This window comes from Microcoleus sp. FACHB-672 (assembly GCF_014695725.1).
GTDB lineage: Bacteria > Cyanobacteriota > Cyanobacteriia > Cyanobacteriales > Oscillatoriaceae > FACHB-68.
The window spans coordinates 138,485-160,824 of the sequence record NZ_JACJOU010000026.1; the positions used below are offsets into that span (position 1 = coordinate 138,485).

A 22,340-nucleotide genomic window follows, 5' to 3' on the forward strand; every position below is an offset into this window, starting at 1 on the left:
CAAAAGCTGTCAAAAAATTTGTTTTTCTGGGTATTTAAGGGTGATCATTTATGATCTCCCTTTTTTTATTGCCGGCATCCAATCCTCAAATTCATTTGCGTTTATCAGCGGTTAAAAAACAAATATTGTCGTGTCCCAGAAGCAGTAAAATTCTAACTGCTGCGTGATGAACTTAAAGCATTGCGATCACTAATTTTATTCAAAAGATCCGTAAAAGTTTTGTAATCAACCGGCTTCATCAAATACTCGGTTGCCCCCAGAGCAAATCCCTGATTTTTATCCTCCACAAACGTCAGCACAATCACAGGAATATCAGCCAGAATCGGATTGGCTTTAAGCGCTGAAAGTACCGCCCAGCCATCCATACGAGGCATCATTACATCCAAAATAATCGCATCTGGACGCAATTCCTTTGCTAGTCGCAATCCCGCCTCGCCGCCTGCCGACGCCACTACCCGAAATCCTTCTTTAACCAAGCACCGCGCAATCAGTTCCCGTGCGTCAAGATCGTCATCAATCACTAATACAGTTGTAACAAGACTCAGAACACAGCTATCCCAAACCTGAGACTTTACTTCAGCATCACCTATCTCAATTTCTTCCTCAGTTTTAACCACCACCGGCAGGCGAATCGTAAAAGTAGATCCACAATCGGCTTCGCTTTTGACAGAAATTTCGCCGCCCTGCATTTGGCAAAATTTCTGAGTAATCGCAAGCCCTAAGCCGGTGCCTCCATAGGTACGCGACATGGAGGCATCTGCCTGGGTGAATGGCTGGAAAAGATTCGCCATCTGTGCCGGTGTCATGCCAATGCCGGTGTCGCTGACAGAAAATACAATAAACGATGAATCCTCAGCATCGCCCTCTCCTGCACTCACCGTCAGGGTAATTCTACCTTGGTGAGTAAATTTAGCGGCGTTACTGAGCAGATTAAAAAGTGATTGCCGCAGTTTCGTTAAGTCAGCATACATCGTGCCGAGGTTGTGGTCGCAATTGACCGTCAAAGTGTTACCATTTTTTGCAATCAAAGGCCGAAAACTCACCGCAATCTCATCAATTAAATCTGCTACATCAAAAGTTTCTGGACAAAGAATCATTCTGCCGGCTTCTATTTTCGAGATATCAAGAATATCGCCGATCATTGTTAGCAAGTGTTTTCCAGCGATGCAAATCCTATCGAGATCGGGTTGCATATCCCCATAGCCTAAATCTATGGCTTCCTCTTGTAGCATCTCGCTGTAGCCAATAATGGCGTTGAGAGGTGTGCGTAACTCATGGCTCATATTCGCCAAAAATGTGCTTTTGGCGCGGCTAGCGGCTTCTGCTGCCTCTTTAGCAGCTTGCAGCTCAAGGCTACGTTCTTCAAGTTGCCGGCTTCGCACTTCTAAACCCTTGAGCAAGCTGCCCACTTGCTGAGCCATTGTATTCAAAGTTGAGGAAAGCAGCCCGATTTCATCCCTAGAAGTCACCGGCGATCGCACGCTCAAATCGCCACTCGATAGCAGTTGAGCCGTGTGCGTCACTTCAGCCAAGGCACGGGTAATCCGAGAGACGACAAGCAGCGCCACCGGCATCCCCACCACGTTTAAAAGCAGCGCCAGCAGCAACAAAAACTGACTGTGATTTGCCGCTGCGCTCGCCTCCAGCACCAACTTTTGCGCTGTCTCGTCATTTGCCACCGAGAGCGCTGCACTCGCGCTTTTGAGTTGCGTTGCGCTGATCCACCCAACCCACACCGCCAGCGAGGTGAGCATTCCCAGGGCGCTAAACAGCGCGATCAAGGAGGTGCGAATTCCTCCCCGGAACCTTCGTTTAGAAAATCCTGCCGCCCAAGGATAAAGTTTGAGGAACGGATCGGGGCACACCGGCTCTCCAGAATTCCAGATTTCCCGGATCAAGCCGTCTGCTCTTACCTTGCCGACGCGCACGGTTTTCCAAGTATGCTGGGTTTTGCTATCTATCTTAACAATGCCTCCCGGCGCGGCAAACTCGATATTTTTAGCAGCCGCCTTCACCTTCGCCACGTCTGTTGAACCTGCCTTTTCTACGGCTTGCTTCCACAGATAAACGCCCAAGTATGCCGCCTCGATGGGGTCATCTGTGACGCGATTTTGACCGTATTTTTCCTTGTAAGCTTTGACAAACTGCCGGTTTTCTGCTGTCTCAAGGGTTTGAAAATAGTTCCAAACCACCAGATGTCCAGCAATATTTTCAACGCCAATTTTTCGCACTTCTTCTTCTGCCAAACTCACAGACATCACCGGCAAATCTTCGGCTGTAAAACCGGCTTCTCTCAACTGTTGGAAGAAAACGATGTTGCTATCGCCATTGAGACTATTAACAATTGCATCGGGTTGCGAAGCTTGAATGTGGGCGATTGCCGTGCTGAAATCTGTACCACCCAGGGGAATATAATCTTCTCCCGCCAACTCTCCCCCCTGTGCCGCCAATTGCGCTTTGATAATGGGGTTGGCGGTACGCGGAAAGATACAATCCGAGCCAATCAGGTAAATTTTCCGCTTGCCCTGAGCCAGTAAGTAATCTACTGCAGGGATAATTTGCTGGTTAGGCGCAGCGCCGGTGTAGAAGACATTCGGAGACTGCTCTAAACCTTCATACTGCACGGGATAAAAAAGCAATCCATTCAACCCTTCAAACACCGGCAGCACGGCTTTGCGACTGGCAGAAGTCCAGCAGCCAAACACGACGGCTACCTGTTCCTGTTGCAGCAATTTCTTCGCCTTCTGGGCAAAGGTTTGCAAATCGCTCGCCCCATCCTCAATAATTGCTTCGAGCCGGCATCCTAAAACTCCGCCTGCGGCATTAATTTCATCAATTGCCAGCAGGGTTGCATCTTTGACTGAAATCTCACTGATCGACATGGTGCCGGTGAGGGAATGCAGCACGCCAATTTTAATCGGGGTAGTGCCGGTGTTCAGTTTCCGAGTAGGGTGAGTGCTGTTTGCTCCCATACGGTTTTCTATTAATTTTATGGCTCTAACCCTGAAATTTTAATTCAATCTCGCCAAATCTGGGTTTTAACGCAATTTGCACAAATCTCTAAATCGAATATACAATCAAAAATTTAAAACCGAGAACTGACAGGTGAGCATTCATGGCTGATCTTCAATCCCTCAAAATGTTATGAAACGACTGCCGGCTCAGAGTAGACTTCTGACAAACGTAAATTTTTTGATTGCAAAGCTGTAGATGTTGGCCCAATCTGGCGTGCCGGTATCCAAAAATAGGGAACTCGAATCAATATCCTTTCTAAGATAGCGGCAAACCGGCAAGATGTCTGCACTCCACATTTAATCCAATGAGTTAGGCTCGTCGGCTATCCTAATATCGGTTAATTTATGCGCCCTTAATTCTATGACTAACCGATTATTTTACGGCGACAATCTTGAAATGCTGCGTCAGTTCATTCCAGATAATTCTGTAGATTTATGCTATATTGACCCACCTTTTAACTCCAATCGCAGCTACTACCAACTTTATAACAATCAAGGGAATCAATGGAAAACGCAAGCTTTTACAGATACTTGGGCTTGGGATGATTTTGCAGAGGTCGGCTTTTCTCAAATCATTAATAATTATCGAAATAAATTTACAACCCAAACGATTGATTTAATGGCCGGCTTATCAAAAGTATTGAGCAAAGGCAGCTTACTGGCTTATTTAGTCAGCATTACTTTGAGAGTTACTGAAATTCATCGCATTTTAAAGCCAAATGGGAGTTTTTACCTCCACTGCGATCCGACTGCCGGCCATTATCTTAAGCTAGTCCTTGATGCCGTTTTTTGCCCTTCCGGTGGCGATTTTAAAAATGAAATCGTTTGGTGTTATTCCATTGGCGGGAAAAGTAATAAAAAGTTTGCAAAAAAGCATGATATTATTTTATTTTATACGAAAAATGCTGAAACTTACACGTTCAATGAAAAAGCTGCATCAATATGTAGAAAACCAAACTCTCATATGAAAGTGAGGATAGATGCAGCAGGCCGACAATATCAGCAAAAAACTGATAAAAAAACAGGGAAACTATATAAATACTATTTAGATGAAGGAAAAATTGCTGAAGATTACTGGACAGATATCGAGACATTAAATCGGCAAGATAAAGAACGGTTAGGCTACCCAACCCAGAAACCAGAAGCGCTCTTAGACCGTATTATCAAAGTTAGCAGTAATGAAGGCGATGTTGTATTAGATGCTTACTGCGGTTGCGGAACAACTTTAGCCGTTGCTCAGCGCCTCAACCGGCAGTGGATAGGAATAGATATTACCTATCAAAGTATTAGTCTAGTTCTTAAACGCCTTGAAAATTCTTTTGGCAGTCACGTACTCTCCCAAATTCAACTGATTGGCATTCCCAAAGATAGGGAGTCGGCAATCGCCCTTGCCAGCGTTCAAAGCAATTGCCGGCGCACTGAATATGAAAAATGGGCGATTCTTACCTATTCAAATAACCAAGCGCTCATTCAAGAGAAAAAAGGTTCCACCCCAGGAATAGAAGGTATTGTCTATTTTTTAGGAGAACATGGAGAGCTTCATAAAATAATATTGCAAGTTAAGCGAAATAATATAAATTTTTCAAATATAGAAGAAATGCATAAAATTATAATAAATGAAAAAGCTAGTCTGGTTATTTACATTGTTTTGAAAAAAAGTAGGGCTGTTATAGAAAAAGCTCAATCTTACGGATTTTATTATTGTAAAATAAATGGAAATATCCACCCTCGTTTGCAACTTGTCACAATTCAAGAAATCTTGGAAGAAGGAAAGCGTCTTAAGAGTCCTTGAAATTTCAAATTTATTAAATTTATCTAAAAAGTCGTCAAATTGAAATCGAATTAGATAAAATTGAATAGGTCAAATTGTAGTTGTACAATCTCTAAAATTATTCCAGGCCGGCTGCAAGATGCCAGTAAAGTATTGAGAATTGCCGATCCCCAAGTCTAAAATCTAAACTCGCTCCGAGGTTTTCTATGCGCCGGTTTTTCCTGAATAGCCTTGCTACCCTTCGCCTGACAGTTGGGCATTTATCCCGCCCTCAGCGCTCATTCTGGCTGGCTGGAGTGCTGGCAATCTCCCTATCATTAATCAGTTGCACAGCCAACAAGCCGGCAGCCAAATCAACGCCGGCAGCAGATGCAGCGTTAAAAGCGCAAGTTTTGCAAATCATTCGGGAAAACCCGCAAGTGGTTGTAGATTCAGTTCAGGCGTACCAGCAGCAGCAACAGCAGCAGGTTCAGCAGGCACGCCAAACATTTTTGCAGCAAATGATCGTAAATCCTGCTTCAGTAATCGGGGATTCCCCCACCACCGGCGCAGCGGATCGAAAAGTCGTACTTGTGGAATTTTCAGACTTTCAGTGTCCCTTTTGCTCCAAAGCTCACAAAACTGTGAAGCAGTTCATGGACAAACATAAGGATAAAGTCACGTTAACCTACAAGCATTTGCCGCTAACTCAGCTGCATCCAGAGGCACTACCGGCAGCTAAAGCCGCATGGGCAGCGCAGCAGCAGGGCAAATTTTGGGAGTATCACGACGCCCTGTTTAACCAGTCAGACAAGTTGGGCGAGCCGTTATATGGAACAATCGCAAAAAACTTGAAACTTGATGAAGCCCGGTTCAACAAAGATCGTCAAAGCGCAGCTGCCGAGGCTGCCATTCAAAAAGACGTTCAGATGGCTGAAAGTTTGGGCATTTCTGGTACGCCTTTCTTTACCCTCAACGGCGAGACGCTTGCCGGTGCGATTGAGTTACCAGAATTAGAAAAAGCTTTAGAGCGCGTCGTCGGTGCAAGTCCAACGCCGGCACAGACAGAGCAGCCGGCTGAACCCCAAACAGAAACCCCATAGAAAAGCATTCTCGTTCCCAGGTTTAGTCTGGGAACGAGACATCTAATTAAACCGCCGCCAATTCTGGGGTAGGACGCTTGCTATTGCGAATTCCCTCAATCGCCTCAGCATAATCCTTAGCCTTAAACACAGCAGAGCCGGCCACAATGGCATTGGCACCGGCTTCCAAAACCTGCCAAGTGTTATTCCCCTTCAAACCACCATCCACTTCAATCCAAGGATCAAGTCCACGCTCATTGCACATTTGGCGAAGCTTTTGAATTTTAGGCACCACAGCCGGAATAAAACTCTGACCCCCAAAGCCAGGGTTGACGCTCATAATCAACACCAAATCGCAGACTTCGATCACATACTCAATCAGTTCCAACGGCGTAGAAGGATTGAGTACCACACCAGCTTGCTTGCCGAGTTCTCGAATTTGGCAGAGCGTACGGTGCAGGTGAGGCGAAGCGTTATGCTCTGCGTGAACCGAAATAATATCCGCGCCGGCTTTAGCAAAATCTTCAACGTACCTTTCTGGTTCCACAATCATCAAGTGGACATCCAGCGGCTTTTGAGTCACCGGGCGAATGGCTTCCACAATCAGTGGCCCAATTGTAATATTAGGGACAAAGCGACCATCCATGACATCGATGTGAATCCAATCTGCCCCAGCCTTATCCACCGCTTGAATTTCTTCTCCTAGACGGCTGAAATCGGCTGATAAGATGGATGGAGCGACAACAATAGATTTGCTTGAGGGTGTTTGAGTCATGGCTGGCGGTGTCTCCTGCTTCCTGTGTGGTAACAAGTTTAACAAAATATTTATAGTTATCAGAATTGAGTTAATTACCTAACTTTAGAAATTTTTGGAAATGGCAGCCTTAAATCAGCGGCAAATTGTAAAAAAACTTGTGTGCATTGTTTGGAGTCTGGGCGCAGCCGGCTTGTCGGTGCCGGTTTTGGCCTTAGAAACTTCATTGGGAGAAGCCGGGATCGATGCGGGGCGGTTGCAGAACCCCCCCTTTAACTTGCTCGGTCGCAAAATCGCCATTGGCCAAGTGGAAATAGGCCGGCCCGCCCAGTTTGGCGTAGACAAAAAGATGTCCCAAAATATCGGCATTGCCGTAACCAGAGTCTTCCAAGGCAATAACCGGCCCAAATCAGATACCAATGTTGATCCCCATGCCCAAAGCGTTGCCGGTGTCATGATCGGGAATGCCAAAGGTTTGCGGGGAGTCGCACCGGCAGCCAGACTTTACTCCTCATCTGCCATCAGTACCCGCACCAAAAACCGACAGTTCCTTGAATGTTTAGCCACTCAGCACGTCGCGCAGCAAAACAGCGGCGACGTCCGAGCCATTAACTTTAGCTTTGGCGAACCCTTAACCCTTGATCCCCGGCCTGATGCCGTCTTAGATGGCAATTCCCCACTCACCCAATGCATCGACTGGTCAGCCCGCGTCCACGATGTTCTTTATGTTATTGCCGGCAATCAAGGTAAAGGCGGAATTCCCATTCCCACGGATAACTTTAATGGCGTCAACGTTGCCTTTTCCAACCTGGATCAAGGAATGTTTTCCAAAGTTGATGTTGCCAACTTAGGCAGCACATTTACAGGATTTGCCAGCCGGCTAGCCGGTGTAGAAGGTAATCTGGGAGAGCGCCGGTCTATTAGTCTGGTAGCACCCGGTCGGGATATCTCAATGCTGAACCCAGACGGCAGTGTGTCCCGCACCACCGGCACCAGTTTTGCGGCCCCTCACGTCACCGCTACGGTCGCTCTGCTACAAGAATTCGGTGATCGTCAGCTTCGCAGCCGGCAGCCCCACTGGAGCCTAGATGCGCGACGCCAGGAAGTCATGAAAGTCGTGTTGCTCAACTCAGCAGAAAAAGTCAAAGATACAGGCGACGGGCTGCTGCAAAATATGACCCGCACCGTCACAGACAAAGACAACCGCAATTGGTTAAACTCTGATGCCTATAAGGAGCAAACGATCCCCCTGCACGCCCAAATCGGAACCGGACATCTCAACGCTTTCCGAGCTTACCAGCAGTTCAGTCCCGGCCAGTGGAAGCCAGATGCTCCCGTACCGCAGGTGGGATGGGATTACAACACAGTTGGCGCACTTTCAGACAGTTCTGAGAGCGCTCAGAACTCAACACTCAAAGCTGGGGATTCCTTCCGAGACTATGGGCTAGAGAAACCCTTAAAGCAGGGAAGTTTTGTAGCGATTACCTTAGCCTGGAACCGGCGGGTTGAGCTAGAGGATACCAACAAAAACGATCAGTATGATGAAGGGGAAGAATTTCGTGATCGCGGCTTGAACAACCTCGACCTTTACTTAATGCCAGACGGTGAAAACGACATAGCAAAGAGCATCCGAGCCTCCATTAGTTCCGCAGACAGTGTTGAACACATTTTTTACCCCATCCCTCAAGCCGGTCGCTATAAGATCCGCGTACAATTTCGCCAGCAAGTCAATGAAGCAAGCCAACCTTACGCCCTCGCCTGGTGGACTGTGCCGGCACCTTAGTCATTCATCACCGTCATTGACTTTTTGCTCAACACCGAAAATAAATGACAACAAACAAAAAACCTAAAAGCCAAGCGCAAGTTGAGAATATTTTTATGAAAAAAGACCCTGATCCATTTGACAATCCCCACACACAACATTTACATCTATATCTGTATTTAATTCCAGTGCTGGGCTTTTTTCCAGCTATCTGGACTTTGTCCCGGCGTCAGGGCAGCCGGGAACAGCTGGCAGCAAGTCGATTAGCCGTAACTTTAGCTCTAGTGTGGCTCTCGACTTACATTTTGTTAGAAACAGGAGTCAAATCTTCGGAAACCTTGACGCTTCCCCTGTTAATAATAAGTAGCGTCCTGACCTCTAGCTATTTTGTGGTCAGTATTGGCTTAATGATCCGTCTGTGGAAACGCCAGCCTTTGTGGCTGCCGTGGTTCAGCCGGATGGGCGATCGTCTCCCTTAGAACCTAGAGGCTAGGAACTAGGGATAGGGCGTGGGCACAGAGTATTTTTAGGAGACTGAAAAGTAGGGATACCAGAGTGCGGGCTTGCAAAAGCGCCCCTCTCCCTCTCTTCCCCGCTCTCCCTCTCCCCTCCTTCCCCTGTTCCCCTAACCGCTAGCCCCTAGCCCCTAGCCCCTATTTTTGTGTGTGAGGAATAAGCGTGCCAGCTCAGAACATACCCAATCAGCATTCAACCGGGGAACCCGCCTCTAATAGCCCCATGACCAAATCCATTGAAGTAACCCGTGGACATTGGCTGTGGCTGGGGCTGGGCTTGACGGGTGTGGCCATGTTGTCGGCTACAGCAGGCGCACTGCTAGCTGTCTCGCTCTCAAGTACGCCGCTCATGCAAAGCCGGCTTAGTGCTGAGGATGCAGCAGTGTTTAGCCAAGGCGAGCGCATCTCAACTTCAATGAGTATGCAGATGCCACAACTGACTCGCTCAGTCAATATTCTCATTCTCGGCACTAAGGTGCTGACCTCAGACCTTGAGGATAATCAGCCGCAGCAGCAGGGGTATCATGCCCTAGTGAACTCCTTGGACGGTCTTACAGATAGCAATCTCTTGGTGCGGTTTAGCCCAGAAAACCACAAGTTAGCTGTACTTTCAATTCCTCGCGATACGCGAACTTTTGTTGAAGGAGTCGGCCTCACCAAGATTAATGAAGCGAATTACTATGGTGGGCCGGCGCTCAGTGCTAAGACAATCAGTGACCTCTTGGGAGGCATCGGCATTGACCGCTATATCCGAGTGAATGTGCAGGCAGTAGAAAAATTAGTTGATGCTTTGGGGGGTGTGACGGTCTACGTTCCCAAGGACATGAAATATCAGGATGATAGCCAGCATTTATACATTAACCTGAAAGCCGGCAAACAAAAGCTCAACGGCAATCAAGCGCTGCAATTTATGCGCTTTCGCTACGATGACTTGGGAGATATTGGACGGATTCAGCGGCAGCAGATCCTGATGAGAGCTTTGATGGAACAGACTTTAAGTCCAGCTACTGTGGTTCGGCTGCCTAAAATTCTCTCCGTGATCCAAGAATACATTGACACTAACTTAACGATTGAGGAGTTAGTGGCTTTAGTGGGTTTTGCCTCCCAAACCCAGCGGGCGAATGTCCAGATGTTAATGGTGCCCGGTGAATTTAGCGATGCAAAAGACTTTCAAGCGAGTTACTGGTTGCCTAGCTATGAGGGGATTGATGCTCTGGTAACGCAGCACTTTGATATGAACCAGGACTCTGCCGGCTTCCAAGCCATTGAACCAAGCCGAATTAGGGTGGCAATTCAAGATAGCACCGAGCAAGATACTGCAGTCGATGCGTTAATCGGAAACCTGCGTGAGGCCGGCTATCGGAATGTGTATGTGGCCAAGCCTTGGACTGAACCGTTAAAAGTGACGCGCATCGTGGCTCAATCTGGAGATATGGAGAGTGCAAAATCCCTGCGCGACTCTCTCGGATTTGGAGAAGTGCGGGTGGAAAGCACCGGCACTTTGCGTTCAGATATCACAATTATGCTGGGCCAGGATTGGCTGACCCAGCAAGACCAAATCAAACCCGGTCAAAATTGGTAAGTCAAGCGTCCTTAGTCAGGGTGCGAATGACAAAGGACACAAAACCATTTAGCGGAAATTGTCCGGGTTCAGGCTGGGGGAGGGTCGGCTGGGCGCGGTTGAGCGCAATCTGGTGCCGGTGCCACCATCCTCACGGTCTAGGAAAGGCCGCAAATTAATTCCGTCAGGTCTTAGCTGGGAATTGCTCCGTTCTCCTAGTTTCGAGGGGTCTACGCCTAAAACCTGCTCCAGCAGTTCGCCGGCCTGGCTACCATCTACGAAGGTGTTCACCGCATCGGTTTGCCCGCCACTGTCGGCAACTGTTAAGTTCTGGAAGACACGATCTCGCGTAATCTTTGGATCTTGACCGGGAGGAACTGTCAGCACAATCCGACAGGCAGAATTGTTCTGAGTCGTCACACAAATTGTGTTGTAGTTATTTTCAACCGCAGTCCGCAGCTCCTGCAACCCATCAGGCCGGTAAGCCTCTAACCGGCGGCTAATTTCGCTGCATCGAGCTTCCGGTGTCCAACCGCCCCCTAAAGCAGTTGGGGTTGCCCAAGCGTAAGATTCACCGTCTTGAGTCTGTGGGTGGTACATCACGGTGTATTCCCCATTGACTAACTCACAGGTAAACCGAGCGCCGTCAGCCGTTTGGGTTTCACCATTCGGATTTGAAGGATCATCCGCTTGGGGTTCTTCCGGAATTCGGACATTGGAGCGTGTAGACTGGGCGATGTTCACAGGTGCAGTGGAGCTAAAAGCCGCGCCGGCACCCCCGGCAACCAGCAACATCCCTGCGCTCAACGATAAACTGATATTTCTAATAGCCAAGACCGAAAAAGCATTACGAGATTTAAGCTGCGGGGACATAATAAAAACCCTCCAAGATTCGGGACATTAATCGCTACACTATCAAACCACTCGAAAAATCTGGAGATGCCCCTTTCTTTAACTTTAATAGCATTTACAGCACTGAGCGGGCATCTTTACAAGCCTTAGGGCCACGGAGAGCGCTACTCTTGAGAATAGGCCACTGCTGAGATTGCCGGCAGGAGCGATCTTTAGATCATGACGTAATTGCGGAAAAAAAGATTCTGCCGGCGGTGCCGATGTAACTCACATCACGCGGCTCAGTGCTTCATACGCCCAGTCTGCCGGTTCTACATCTAGCAACGTTGGTGACTTGACCGAAGAGGGCCTTTTCTTCTGAAAAATCTGGCTGCTGCGCTACTGGTTGAGAATCTGAAGTGTTGTAGGCTTCTTCAGAAACAGGCAGTTGTCCAATTTTTGGCTTTTCTTAAGCAATTGTTGTAAAAAATTAGTAGATATTTCTATATTTGCCGGCAGCTTCTCTGAATTTATTTGCTGCTAAGATAATTCGGAAGCGTTTGTAGTCGTAAAACATACAGCTTCTTGGTTAGGTAAAAAGGAAGACCAAGTTCGGTTTTCCAATATGATTAAAAATTTTCTCAACACGAGTCTTCTAGAAATAAATTCAACAAAGATAGGTTATAAATGAATTTAAAATAGCGACGTATTTGCTGCTGACAAAGCTAGTTGAGTGATTATTTAGGCTGAAAATTTGTTTAAGCTTTGTCCATCTCATTAATTAGACAATCTGTCAAGACAATTAAATTAGAGTATTAGTAAGCCGACAAAACAAAGAGAGTGAAAAGTCAAAAGAGAAAAGCCAGAAAACACTAACTCTTCCCCTTTAACCTTTCACCCTCAGCGTCACTGGTAACAGCGAAAGCGAGCGCGACTTACCAGCCTTTTTCTGTTTGTTCTAAAACGTAAGTGGCGACATCTTCAATTTGCTTCTCATTCAAACGTCCGCCAAAGGCCGGCATGGCATTTTTACCATTCTTCACCTGAGTGGTGATAGCCTCTAGAGAGTTCATGTTGTACTTCTCCAGAGCTTCCTTCTTCAGGGTTTTGTTGGCCATAACTACGTTACCGCCGCCCATGTGGCAAGCAGCACAGTTGGCGCTAAATACTTTGGCACCGCTGGCGGCGTCACCGGCAAGGGCGGGACGACCTAAGAAAAAGGTTAGCGTTGCGAGGGCTAACACGACAACCGATAATAATCTCTTCAAGGGAGTTCTCCTCTATTCAACAAAATTCGCACAGACAAACTTCATTTTATCTTGCTTGTTGACACCAAATGCGGTTTCAATTCGCTTAAGGGCAATCGCGGGGATCAGAACAAGCACAGTGCTATTGAGTACCGGCCTCATTTTCTCTTCTTGAGAAACGGTTTTGTGTTGTGCCGATTATAGGCCAAACGTTTCCGTCCCCCATCCAGGGGCTTTTTGGGCAGCTCTGAGAACAAAAGCTGCTAAATTTTCCACCTGTTCCTGAGACATCCAACTTTCGGGCACCTCGCGACACCAAAAGGTTGGTTCGCTGCCATCATAAGTCATGGGCTGACGAAAGTAGGCAACCAAGGCGTTGATGTGGTCGCGGGGTGGCGTCGCTCCTTTAAGATCGCTCAAGGATAGAGACACTGTGGGATCGGGCAGAGTCACTCCCCCGACATGGCAGTTTAAGCAACTTTGCGTAAACAGACGTTTGCCGGCAGACAAATCTTCCGGAGAAAACAGACGCGTATTGCCCTGATCGTCCACCTCTAGCGGCACCGGCTCAGTTGCTTTTAAATACCGACTCACGTAAGCATCGACACCGGCAGCTTGAGCCGGCAAGCAGCTCACCATCAATATAAGACTCGCAGCTAAAACCGTTAACAGTCTGCGAACTGAAAACCATCGGCGCAGCATGGGGGTGAACCTCTTTTCATGTTGGATGAGCAGAGCCAGGAGGAGGGGCATGATTAAGGGAAAAGGGATAAGGGAGAAGGGAAAACACGTTTCCCACTTCACACTTCACACTTTCCCCAGTCGTCAATTGCTGACAGATCAAGTATCAGCGGATAGCTTTACCGCCGCCCCATTGTTCGCCCACAATCTTCGGCTGTATGAGAATATGACCTGCGATTTCAAACAAGTCATTGTCTGTGAGATTTCTCATCTCTGGGAAGATGTCAGCGCTTTCAATGCTGGGGTGGTATTCAGAAATGTCCTGAAACCCATCGTAGGTGGTGGGTTTTTTAATGTAGTCTACAAGCGCTTCAACGTTATCTCGCGGCGGTGTAGCGCCGGCGAGGGAATCTGGCCCTAGTCCCACGTTGGGATCTGTCTTCGTAGCGCCTCCTATGTGACATTGAGCGCAAGTATCGTTAAACAGGCGTTTGCCCTTCTCTACTTGTTTGACGCTCAGCACAACCGTTTCACCGTTGTCGTTCAGGGGGATGGTGCGAGTTGCTTTGTCCAATTCGACAGCACCGGCTTCACTAACAAATATTTGAAACGTGAAGAATACAGTGGCCACAACAAGCCAGATGTACCTTTTCAGCATGGTTTTCCTCAAAAAATTCGGCGAGAGTTTTGGATGCTCAACACAGCTATGATTCAATTCGCTCAACCGCTGTTGTGGAAACGCCTTGCATCTGCTCACGTCTCCAGAACAGTTTTGAAAGCCGGCCCATCGTTGCAGCAGGGACAAGGATTTTACCGGAGAAACTCAGCGGTAGAACGTCCCAGCAAGGCATCGCTCAGGCTTCCCCATCAGAACCGGCATCTTGGCGTTGAGCCATGATGTTAGCCATAATTGCCTTGGCATCCTCCAAAGCAAGACGGGTCTGAGGGTTTTTATAAGCAATACCCAAGTGGTCGCACAGACTACACACGTCTGCGACAGGTAGGTTGTAATCCTCTGCAATTTCTGCAATTGACAGGTCTGCAAACCCCATAACAATGATGGTTGGCTAAAAGGTTAAGTAAGATTGAGCCACGTTAATATCAATATCATGCCACCGAGCGGCACCTTTCTTAAAAGAACCTGTATCAGAAGTTACGAGAGAGTGGGGGAATGGGGCATGGGGAATGGGGCATTGGGTATTTCTCCCCACTTTCCTAGTCCCATGCCCCTAGTTCCTAGATGCTATTCACTTCTGACTCTTCGGGCACCGTCATACTCAAGAAGATGGGTGTGTGGAAGTGGCACGAGGTGAGATGCGGGTGGCAGAGGAGTTGAATGTAGGCGAAGTAGCTGGGCGAGGGTGTTTTTTAACTGGGTGCGGGGCACAATTGCGTCAACAAAACCGTGCTGCAAGAGATCCTCGGCACTTTGGAAATTTTCGGGCAGCTTTTCACGTAGGGTTTGCTCGATCACTCGGCGACCGGCAAATCCGATGGTGGCTTTGGGTTCTGCTAGGATCATGTCTCCCAACATGGCAAAGCTCGCGGTGACGCCGCCGGTGGTGGGGTCAGTTAAAACCGGGATGTAAAGCAGTCGCGCTTGCCGGTGTTGCTCTAAAGCGCCGGAGATTTTGGCCATTTGCATCAGGCTTAACATTCCCTCCTGCATTCTGGCACCGCCTGATGAGCAGACAATCACCACCGGCAAGCGTTCTCGCGTGGCGCATTCTATTAAACGGGTGAGTTTTTCTCCCACCACTGAACCCATACTGCCGCCCATAAACCGGAAGTCCATGACGCCGAGTGCGACTGGAAGGCCATCGAGTTGACCGATGCCGGTTTGCACGCCATCTTTTAGGCGGGTTTTTTCTTGGTACTCTCGCAGACGATCCGCGTAGGATTTGCGGTCGAAAAACTTCAGCGGGTCTGTCGGGGAAAGTCCCTCGTCTAAAGGCATCCAGCTGTTGGCATCAATGAGCTGGCGGATGCGCTCATCACTAAATACTCGTGTGTGATGGCCACACTCTAAACAGACTTTTTGGTTGGCCCGTAAGTCTTTGGTGTAGGTAAGCACGCCACACGCTTCACATTTGTTCCACAGCCCGTCGGCTATTTCACGTTCGTGCCGATCTTGACTAATAGGGCCGGCTTTTCGTCGATTTGCAAACCAATCAAATAGAGACATGAAAACGCCTAATTCCTCACTAAATCCTTATACCTTTTTGGTTTTTATGCGTGATCGCTCGTTCCACCTATCGTTCCCCGTAAAAAGGTGAAATAAGGCATTCTCCTTTTTACGGCGCTTAGGTCGGATCTTTTGCTGACCAAAGAGAAAATGGGATTCGCACTGCCACTGCCCATTCAGCCTTTAGACTTTCTATCCTATAGCTGTTAGGGACATCTGGTTAAAAGGATTGCTATTAACGGTTTATATAAGGTTTGGGGCGTACAGGCTTATGCTATGCCGCTAGAGGTATGACAGTATGACGCCCTCAAGGAAGCGAGAATACACAACGTTTAGCTAACTCAACCGGCACTCCACCCGCCCAGAAAGCACCGGCAAGGATATTACTCTTCTGTCTCAATTGGACTCAGCAGGAGTAGCGCTGTCCATTGATCTTGTGAGCGAACTTGCAAAGCGGCAGGGCTTCCCATTCCTAGATAAGATACTGCCCCCAAATCAATAATGCGACTGGGGATTTGATGCGCGGCGAGGACTTGCTGCATTAATTCAGCTTCCCATCGATGAAGTGTGGTTTTTAGGGTAATCCAAGACACAACGGCATCCTGAAAAGAGCAACTGGGGAAATGCGGGCAAGTTGGATAAAAGTTTGAGTTTTGAAACTTAGGTAATCGGGAAAAACAGCCGCAGGTAGCTACTCAAAATCACTTCGCCCCAAAGTGCTGTGACACCGGCACCTAGGGCGAGAAAAGGGCCAAAGGGCATGGGTTTATTACGTTCTAGCCAACCTAGGGCAATTGCACCGCCCCCGGCAAAGGCACCGACGGTACAGGCAAGGAAGCCGGCGATGAGCAAATACTTCCAGCCCAACCAAGCGCCCATCATGGCGGCTAATTTAGCATCACCGGCACCCATTGCTTCTTTGTTGAAAATCCGGGAACCGACTAAGCGGATAATGTCTAAGAGCCAGACTCCCACCACTGCGCCGATGATGCCGGCCATGAGTTGTTTGAGCGAATCCGTTGGGGAGTTGGCCGGCAGAAAACCGGCAATTGCTTGAAAGGCTAAACCGGCAACGACTCCCGACTGGGTGAGGGGGTTGGGTAGCGTCATGGTGTCCAGATCGATCAGTGACAGCGCTAGCAACCAACTAAAAAAAGCCCAGTAACCCACGGTTTGCCAAGAGGCGTCAAACGTCCAGAAAACGAGTAAAAATAAGATGCCGGTGGCGGCTTCTACAATCGGATAGCGCACGGAAATCGGACTTCGGCAATGGCTACAGCGCCCCCGCAGCCGCAACCAACCGAACACCGGCACGTTTTCCGAGGCTTTGAGCCGGTTTAGGCAGTGGGGACAGCGAGAAGGTGGCCAAAGCAGTGATAAGCCTGCCGGCAGCCGGTAAACGACGACATTTAAGAAACTGCCAATCGAAGATCCCAACACGAAGACAATCAGACCCGATGCAACCGCAACGAATGTATCAATTAACACACAAATTTTAAATGTAAATGATCAAAATGCGACGGTAAGATTTTTTGTCAAGACCTAGCTTAAGCGCTCCTAATAGATTTCTGATTCCATTTGCTCAAAAGGTACAAAACATTCATCGGGCAGCAGGATCGGCTTGCCGACGAAAATGAGCTGTCCGCGATAAGTAAATCGATCAAGTGCCACTCCGAGGGGACGCTGGTTATATTCAGGATGAACTTCCAGGTAAGCGCGATAGATTTTTCTCGCTGCCTTAAGTATGGAAGGATCGAGCAACTTGGGAACATCCAAAGTCGCTAATGGAGGTTGTGACCATTGCTGTGTCGCGTACACTACCCCTACCTCTAATTTTTTAGTTTGTACTTAAACCATATATATGAAAATATAGCAAGACTTTACGAAAGTTTTGAGGGGTGATACCCACTGACGGTTGCCAGATCAAGTAACAGTAGTTTTACCCATCAACCAGATCTCTCCTACTTTCGCAGAGGTTTCACTTAAATCGGTTTGCGAGCGGGAAGGAATTGGAGGCGTTGGGGTGGGTTGTGGGGTTGAGGCACAGAGGTTGCAGGAAATGTTGCCTCCCCAGGGAGTTGGGATGAAGTGTGATCCGATTCGGTTGTGTGGGGTGTGTTATGCCGGCTTGCCTTGTCATCGGATAAAGTGGCAGTTTTATCGCCAGATGTGATGGCAAATATTTTATGCTCGCGGATTTGTATTTGAGGCTTTTGAAAAATTCTTGAGCCAGAATCCCAAGAGTTACCTTTTTAAGGTATGTGCTAAGATTGGCACATTTTCTTCCCAGAATTTATCGTTTTGCGTATTCTAAATCTATGACCAAGCCGTCTAAACAGGGTTTATTAGCTTTGCTGAAATTAGCCCTCTTGGGTGTTTCTTTTCCGTTAGTAATAACAAGCTTTTCCCTGGTAAACGCCGGCATTAAGCCCGATAATAGTCTGGACTACGCTCAAGCAACGACTAAGTCCACACCTCAACCGAGTCAAAGCGCTACACCGGCATTAGTTAAACCCGCTACACCTAAACCGGGTGCTTCTGCTGAGTCCAAAAAGAAAAGTCAGCCGGCTGAAGAGAAAGTAGAGGAGAAATCGGAAAAATCTGATGAGGAGAAAGAGCCGGCACCGTCGCTAATTTTAACCCTGTCGGTGCTGGCGGTTGTCATGGGTTTGTATTTGGGAGTTCTTCGGTTTCGTCCTCTGTGGCTGCTGTGGCTGCCGGCAGAATTAAACCTACCTAAAACACCCATAACTCCAGAAGTTAAACTACCTGTTGGGATTTTACGGTTTCTTAAGTATCGTCCTAGAGTATTAGATGCTTGGGTTGAGAAACATCTTGAGACTTTTCAGAAAAAGTTTTTGGAAAATGAAACGGTTGAGGAGCGAAAGGATTATGTTTCTCTGCCGGTGTTATTAAATGGTAAAGAAATTGATGAAATAACTGCCGAAACCTTAAGTGAAACTTTTAAAAAAGACAAGCGAGTGCGAGTGCTGATTAGGGGCGAGGGAGGTTCGGGAAAAACAACCATTTCCTGTCAAATTGCTAAATGGGCGATGGAAAAACAGCATAAGTCCAAACGCTTAGCCGAGCATTTGATGTTACCTGTTTTGATAGAGGAAGAACTTGACGCAAACGCTGGAGAAGGCATCAAGCCTTTAATGGAAGCTGTTGTAGGAGAAATTCAGGAATTAATCGACAGCGAACAAACGATAGTTGATGAATTATTGGTCGAGCAACTTCTTCGACAGCGCCGAATTCTATTGATTGTGGATCATTATTCAGAAATGAGTCAAGACACTCAAAAGAATATTAATCCTGACCTCCGAGAGTTTCCAGCCAATGCTTTAATCGTTACTTCAAGAATTGACGAGAAATTTAAAGGAATTGACATTAATATTGAAACTCTCCGGTTTGATGGGGGAAAGTTGGCGTACTTTATCGAGCAGTATTTGAAGCAGTGCGGCAAGTGGGATTTGTTTGAGGCGGATCAGGAGGAATTTTTGCAAGAATGCGCCCAACTTGCACGCATTGTAGGTGAACAGAAAACCATTACAGTTTTGCTAGCAAAGCTTTATGCCGAGCGGATGATTAATGCGAAGCAGGATTCTTTTGCATCTGGGCGTTCTCTTGACAATATCCCTGATTTGATACTGGCGCATTTAGAAAAGCTTAATTGTCAAGGCGAAAGAAATACTAAAAATGAATATCCTACAGTTAAACAGGATGCCAAAGTCATTGCTTGGAAATGCCTGGAGCAAAGCTATAAACCCTCCCCTGTTGATCGCGAAGTAGTGGTTAAAGCCTTGGGGAGCAATAATGCAGCATCATGCCTTGATTATTTTGAGAAACATCTCCGTCTACTCAAGTCAATTGGATACGCTGAAGAGAGAAAAAACAGAGACAAAATCCGCTTCGCTCTCGATCCACTGGCTGAGTATCTGGCTGCACTATATCTGGTACAAGACCACTGCAAAGACGATGAGAAAAACTGGCGAGAATTATTAGCAGAAGTCGAGAAAAAATCAGGAAATTTAGAAGAAATAAAAGGTTTTTTGCTAGCAGTAAGAGACTGCTGTCTGGCTAAAGGCTCAGAAGTCAGAGTCCCCAGTTTCGTAGCTGACGAACTTGGTAAATTGGCAGGATTAGATTTAGAAGCTTTGGAACAAGAACGACAGCGACAACGGATTAAACGTCTCCGCCACAACTTGTTTGCTCCAGATGCAACAGTACAAGATCGGCTGCACTATCTTGGAGAAATCGGAGAAAGTGGTTCAGTCGCTAAATTTGCCGCTCCTGCTATTGTCCAATTTCTAACAAATGATAATTCATCCTTGCGTTTGTCAGCCGCAGAGGTGTTGATCAAGTTGGGCAATGCTTCAGAAGCCGTGGTGCAATCGCTATTGGCGCTTCTTGAAGATGACAATTCATCCATGCGTTTGTCAGCAGCAAAAGCGTTGGTCAAGTTAGGCAATGCTTCAGAAGACGTGGTGCAATCGCTATTGGCGCTTCTTCAAGATGACCATTGGCCCGGGCGTAAGGATACCGCAGAGGCGTTGGGCAAGTTAGGCAATGCTTCAGAAGAGGTGGTGCAATCGCTATTGGCCCTATTTCAAGATGACCATTGGCCCGTGCGTTTGTCAGCCGCAGAGGCGTTGGGCAAGTTAGGCAATGCTTCAGAAGAGGTGGTGCAAGGGCTATCGGCGCTACTTCAAGATGACAATTCATCCGTACGTTCCTTAACCGCACAGGCGTTGGGCAAGTTAGGCAATACTTCAGAAGCCGTGATGCAATCGTTATTGGCGCTACTTCAAGATGACGATTCATCCGTGCGTTTGTCAGCCACAAAGGCGTTGGGCAAGTTAGACAATGCTTCAGAAGACGTGGTGCAATCGCTATTGGCGCTTCTTGAAGATGACAATTCATCCATGCGTTACTTAGCCGCACATGCGTTGGGCAACTTAGGCAATGCTTCAGACGCCGTGATGCAATCGTTATTGGCGCTACTTCAAGATGACGATTGGGCTGTGCGTTGCTTAACCGCAGAGGCGTTGGGCAACTTAGGCAATGCTTCAGACGCCGTGATGCAATCGTTATTGGCGCTACTTCAAGATGACAATTCATACGTGCGTTCCTTAACCGCAGAGGCGTTGGTTAAGTTAGGCAATGCTTCAGAACCTGTGGTGCAATCGCTATCGGCGCTACTTGAAGATGACGATTCAGACGTGCGTGAGGCTGCCGCAGAGGCGTTGGGCAACTTAGGCAATGCTTCAGACGCCGTGATGCAATCGTTATTGGCGCTACTTGAAGATGACGATTCATCCGTGCGTTACTCAGCCGCAGAGGCGTTGATTAAGTTAGGCAATGCTTCAAAAGATGTGGTGCAAGGGCTATTGGCGCTAGTTGAAGATGACGATTCAGACGTGCGTGAGGCTGCCGCACAGGTGTTGGCAAAATTGGGTCATCCTTCTGAGCCTGTTAGTTGACCACTTTACAATTGAGTTCCTCTGTAGAACCTACTTCCTCTAAACTTGCGATCCCACAAATCTTTAGCGGCATTAATTTCTTAAGAGACGACATCAATGTATCATCGACAACATTTAATGTGTCACTATAAAACTTTTTAAATGGGCGATACAGGATTTGAACCTGTGACCCCTTCCGTGTGAAGGAAGTGCGCTACCACTGTGCTAATCGCCCGTGAAAAATTAATATAACATAGACAGCATGAATCAATCAACTATTTGAATAAATTTTGTGCTGTAAATTTTTCCTACAGGTGAAGGGAAACTACCCTATTGCCGACTTTATTCCACTCAATCTGCCTGGGGACACTCATCCCACAAACTTGTCGTTTGGCGCAAGCTTTTGTGGTTGCCATTACCCAAAATTAAATGATCCAGCAGGGGAATGCTGAGAAGTTGCGCCCCAGCCAGCAGTTGGCGGGTAAGAGTGATGTCTTCGGGACTGGGATCGACGCTGCCGGTGGGGTGGTTATGGGCGATAATCGCACGGGTGGCACCTTGGCGGATCACTTCGCGGAAAATGTCGCGGGGATGGGCGAGGGTTTCCGTTGCTGTGCCAATCGTAATCACTTTAGTGCCCAGCAAGCGATTTTTCACATCTAGCAGCAGTACGGCAAATTTCTCCTGATTTTGCCACATGAGTTCGTGACTGAGGGCGGCGGCGGCGGCGGCGGGACTGTCAATTTCCGTGCGATCTGAGGGGCGAGATTGAAAAGCGCGTTTACCGAGTTCGACGGCGGCTAAAATAGTGGTTGCTTTTGCCGGCCCGATTCCATGAATTTGCGTTAATTCTTGAACGCTGATATCTCTTAAAACTTCCAGTGGATCGCGCTGGTGTTCGCTTAATTTTTGCAAGATGTATTGCCCAAGTCCGACAGCAGAAAGTTTTCCCGCACCTTGGCCGGTTCCTAATAAAATGGCAATGAGTTCGGCTGTGGCTAGATTTTTAGGGCCATGAGACATTAATCGCTCACGAGGCCGTTCGCTTAGGGGGATATCTGCAATTCTTAGGCTGTAGGTCATTGATGCACCGGCATCCTCTGAGGATCATCTTTTATTAAATCGCTAAAGCTGTCTGTCCCCAACCGAGAAAATGCTGAGTTGGGAGGTTTAACAAGATAAGTGGCGCGAGGATTAGAAAGTCTGTGTTGTTATCGATGCCTCTATTGAGAGGCAACACCTTCTAAAATTAATTCAACAGTTTAAATGGTAGGGGCATCGCTTGTGAAGTTACCTTCTAAGAATATTTATAAAGTTCAGAAGCAAGCTAAGGCTGAAATAGTTTCTAAAAATGCCAGTTACTCTCAAAATTTATATGAGATTGGGGTGCCGGCGCAGGATGATAACAATGCTATCAATAAGCTTTTAGCACTAGCGGAAGCAAAGGGAACTTATTATATCAATCCCGCTGATGGTGATGTGCCGGCAGGATGTCC

20 protein-coding genes and 1 tRNA gene are annotated in these 22,340 nt (G+C 47.6%); 7 read left to right on the top strand and 14 right to left on the bottom strand.

What is annotated here, in order from left to right; genetic code table 11:
- Window positions 1-152: 152 nt before the first annotated feature.
- Window positions 153-2,972, bottom strand: coding sequence for an urea ABC transporter substrate-binding protein (gene urtA, locus H6F56_RS20700; protein WP_190672024.1), 2,820 nt, complete (start codon window positions 2,970-2,972; stop codon window positions 153-155).
- A gap of 403 nt (window positions 2,973-3,375) precedes the next feature.
- On the opposite strand from urtA, the gene H6F56_RS20710 reads away from it, so the two are divergent.
- Window positions 3,376-4,806, top strand: coding sequence for a DNA-methyltransferase (locus tag H6F56_RS20710; RefSeq protein WP_190672031.1), 1,431 nt, complete (start codon window positions 3,376-3,378; stop codon window positions 4,804-4,806).
- 185 nt (window positions 4,807-4,991) lie between these two features.
- Window positions 4,992-5,867 carry a DsbA family protein gene (locus tag H6F56_RS20715; RefSeq protein WP_190672033.1) on the top strand — a complete coding sequence of 292 codons (876 nt, stop codon included), beginning with the start codon at window positions 4,992-4,994 and terminating at the stop codon, window positions 5,865-5,867.
- Window positions 5,868-5,913: 46 nt separating this feature from the next.
- Here H6F56_RS20715 and rpe read toward each other — a convergent pair whose 3' ends face one another.
- Entirely contained in the window at window positions 5,914-6,621 is a 708-nt protein-coding gene (rpe, locus tag H6F56_RS20720) for a ribulose-phosphate 3-epimerase (protein WP_190672036.1), read from the bottom strand.
- A 100-nt stretch (window positions 6,622-6,721) separates the two neighbouring features.
- Between rpe and H6F56_RS20725 the strand changes: the two genes are divergently transcribed.
- From H6F56_RS20725 to H6F56_RS20735, 3 genes are all read left to right on the top strand, one after another.
- Window positions 6,722-8,383: a S8 family serine peptidase gene (locus tag H6F56_RS20725; RefSeq protein ID WP_199313118.1), complete on the top strand. Its 1,662-nt coding sequence runs from the start codon at window positions 6,722-6,724 to the stop codon at window positions 8,381-8,383.
- Between the two features lie 95 nt (window positions 8,384-8,478).
- Window positions 8,479-8,841 (top strand): hypothetical protein, encoded by a 363-nt coding sequence (locus H6F56_RS20730; protein ID WP_190672040.1) that lies wholly within the window; start codon window positions 8,479-8,481, stop codon window positions 8,839-8,841.
- A 259-nt stretch (window positions 8,842-9,100) separates the two neighbouring features.
- A complete protein-coding gene (locus tag H6F56_RS20735) occupies window positions 9,101-10,459 on the top strand; it encodes an LCP family protein (RefSeq protein ID WP_190672043.1) in 1,359 nt (452 codons plus the stop codon).
- A 48-nt stretch (window positions 10,460-10,507) separates the two neighbouring features.
- Here the strand turns inward: H6F56_RS20735 and H6F56_RS20740 are convergent, their stop codons facing one another.
- The 10 genes from H6F56_RS20740 to H6F56_RS20785 form a co-directional block, all read right to left on the bottom strand.
- Window positions 10,508-11,311 carry a COP23 domain-containing protein gene (locus H6F56_RS20740; RefSeq protein ID WP_190672046.1) on the bottom strand — a complete coding sequence of 268 codons (804 nt, stop codon included), beginning with the start codon at window positions 11,309-11,311 and terminating at the stop codon, window positions 10,508-10,510.
- 893 nt (window positions 11,312-12,204) lie between these two features.
- The gene (gene petJ / locus H6F56_RS20745) at window positions 12,205-12,537 is read right to left on the bottom strand and encodes a cytochrome c6 PetJ (RefSeq protein WP_190672049.1); all 333 of its coding nucleotides are present in this window, start codon (window positions 12,535-12,537) and stop codon (window positions 12,205-12,207) included.
- A 177-nt stretch (window positions 12,538-12,714) separates the two neighbouring features.
- Complete coding sequence (gene psbV2, locus H6F56_RS20750; protein WP_190672052.1) at window positions 12,715-13,218, bottom strand: photosystem II cytochrome PsbV2; 504 nt, start codon at window positions 13,216-13,218, stop codon at window positions 12,715-12,717.
- 145 nt (window positions 13,219-13,363) lie between these two features.
- The gene (gene psbV, locus H6F56_RS20755) at window positions 13,364-13,855 is read right to left on the bottom strand and encodes a photosystem II cytochrome c-550 (protein WP_190672056.1); all 492 of its coding nucleotides are present in this window, start codon (window positions 13,853-13,855) and stop codon (window positions 13,364-13,366) included.
- 46 nt (window positions 13,856-13,901) lie between these two features.
- Window positions 13,902-14,048, bottom strand: a complete 147-nt coding sequence (locus H6F56_RS20760) for a hypothetical protein (RefSeq protein WP_190672059.1) — start codon at window positions 14,046-14,048, stop codon at window positions 13,902-13,904.
- A 3-nt stretch (window positions 14,049-14,051) separates the two neighbouring features.
- Complete coding sequence (locus tag H6F56_RS20765) at window positions 14,052-14,249, bottom strand: translation initiation factor IF-2 (RefSeq protein WP_190672062.1); 198 nt, start codon at window positions 14,247-14,249, stop codon at window positions 14,052-14,054.
- A 191-nt stretch (window positions 14,250-14,440) separates the two neighbouring features.
- Complete coding sequence (gene accD / locus H6F56_RS20770; protein WP_190672065.1) at window positions 14,441-15,382, bottom strand: acetyl-CoA carboxylase, carboxyltransferase subunit beta; 942 nt, start codon at window positions 15,380-15,382, stop codon at window positions 14,441-14,443.
- Window positions 15,383-15,765: 383 nt separating this feature from the next.
- On the bottom strand, window positions 15,766-15,975 hold the full coding sequence (locus tag H6F56_RS20775) for a hypothetical protein (protein WP_190672068.1): 210 nt from the start codon (window positions 15,973-15,975) through the stop codon (window positions 15,766-15,768).
- Between the two features lie 67 nt (window positions 15,976-16,042).
- Entirely contained in the window at window positions 16,043-16,864 is an 822-nt protein-coding gene (locus H6F56_RS20780; protein WP_190672284.1) for a prepilin peptidase, read from the bottom strand.
- A 75-nt stretch (window positions 16,865-16,939) separates the two neighbouring features.
- Window positions 16,940-17,200 carry a hypothetical protein gene (locus H6F56_RS20785; protein ID WP_190672071.1) on the bottom strand — a complete coding sequence of 87 codons (261 nt, stop codon included), beginning with the start codon at window positions 17,198-17,200 and terminating at the stop codon, window positions 16,940-16,942.
- Between the two features lie 97 nt (window positions 17,201-17,297).
- Between H6F56_RS20785 and H6F56_RS20790 the strand changes: the two genes are divergently transcribed.
- Entirely contained in the window at window positions 17,298-17,555 is a 258-nt protein-coding gene (locus tag H6F56_RS20790; RefSeq protein ID WP_190672074.1) for a hypothetical protein, read from the top strand.
- A gap of 145 nt (window positions 17,556-17,700) precedes the next feature.
- Window positions 17,701-20,865 (top strand): HEAT repeat domain-containing protein, encoded by a 3,165-nt coding sequence (locus H6F56_RS20795; protein ID WP_190672077.1) that lies wholly within the window; start codon window positions 17,701-17,703, stop codon window positions 20,863-20,865.
- A gap of 142 nt (window positions 20,866-21,007) precedes the next feature.
- On the opposite strand, the gene H6F56_RS20800 is transcribed toward H6F56_RS20795, so the two are convergent.
- Together H6F56_RS20800 and radC are read right to left on the bottom strand one after the other, a co-directional pair.
- Window positions 21,008-21,079, bottom strand: a tRNA-Val gene (locus tag H6F56_RS20800).
- A 116-nt stretch (window positions 21,080-21,195) separates the two neighbouring features.
- Window positions 21,196-21,927 (bottom strand): RadC family protein, encoded by a 732-nt coding sequence (gene radC, locus H6F56_RS20805; protein ID WP_190672081.1) that lies wholly within the window; start codon window positions 21,925-21,927, stop codon window positions 21,196-21,198.
- Window positions 21,928-22,340: the final 413 nt, after the last annotated feature.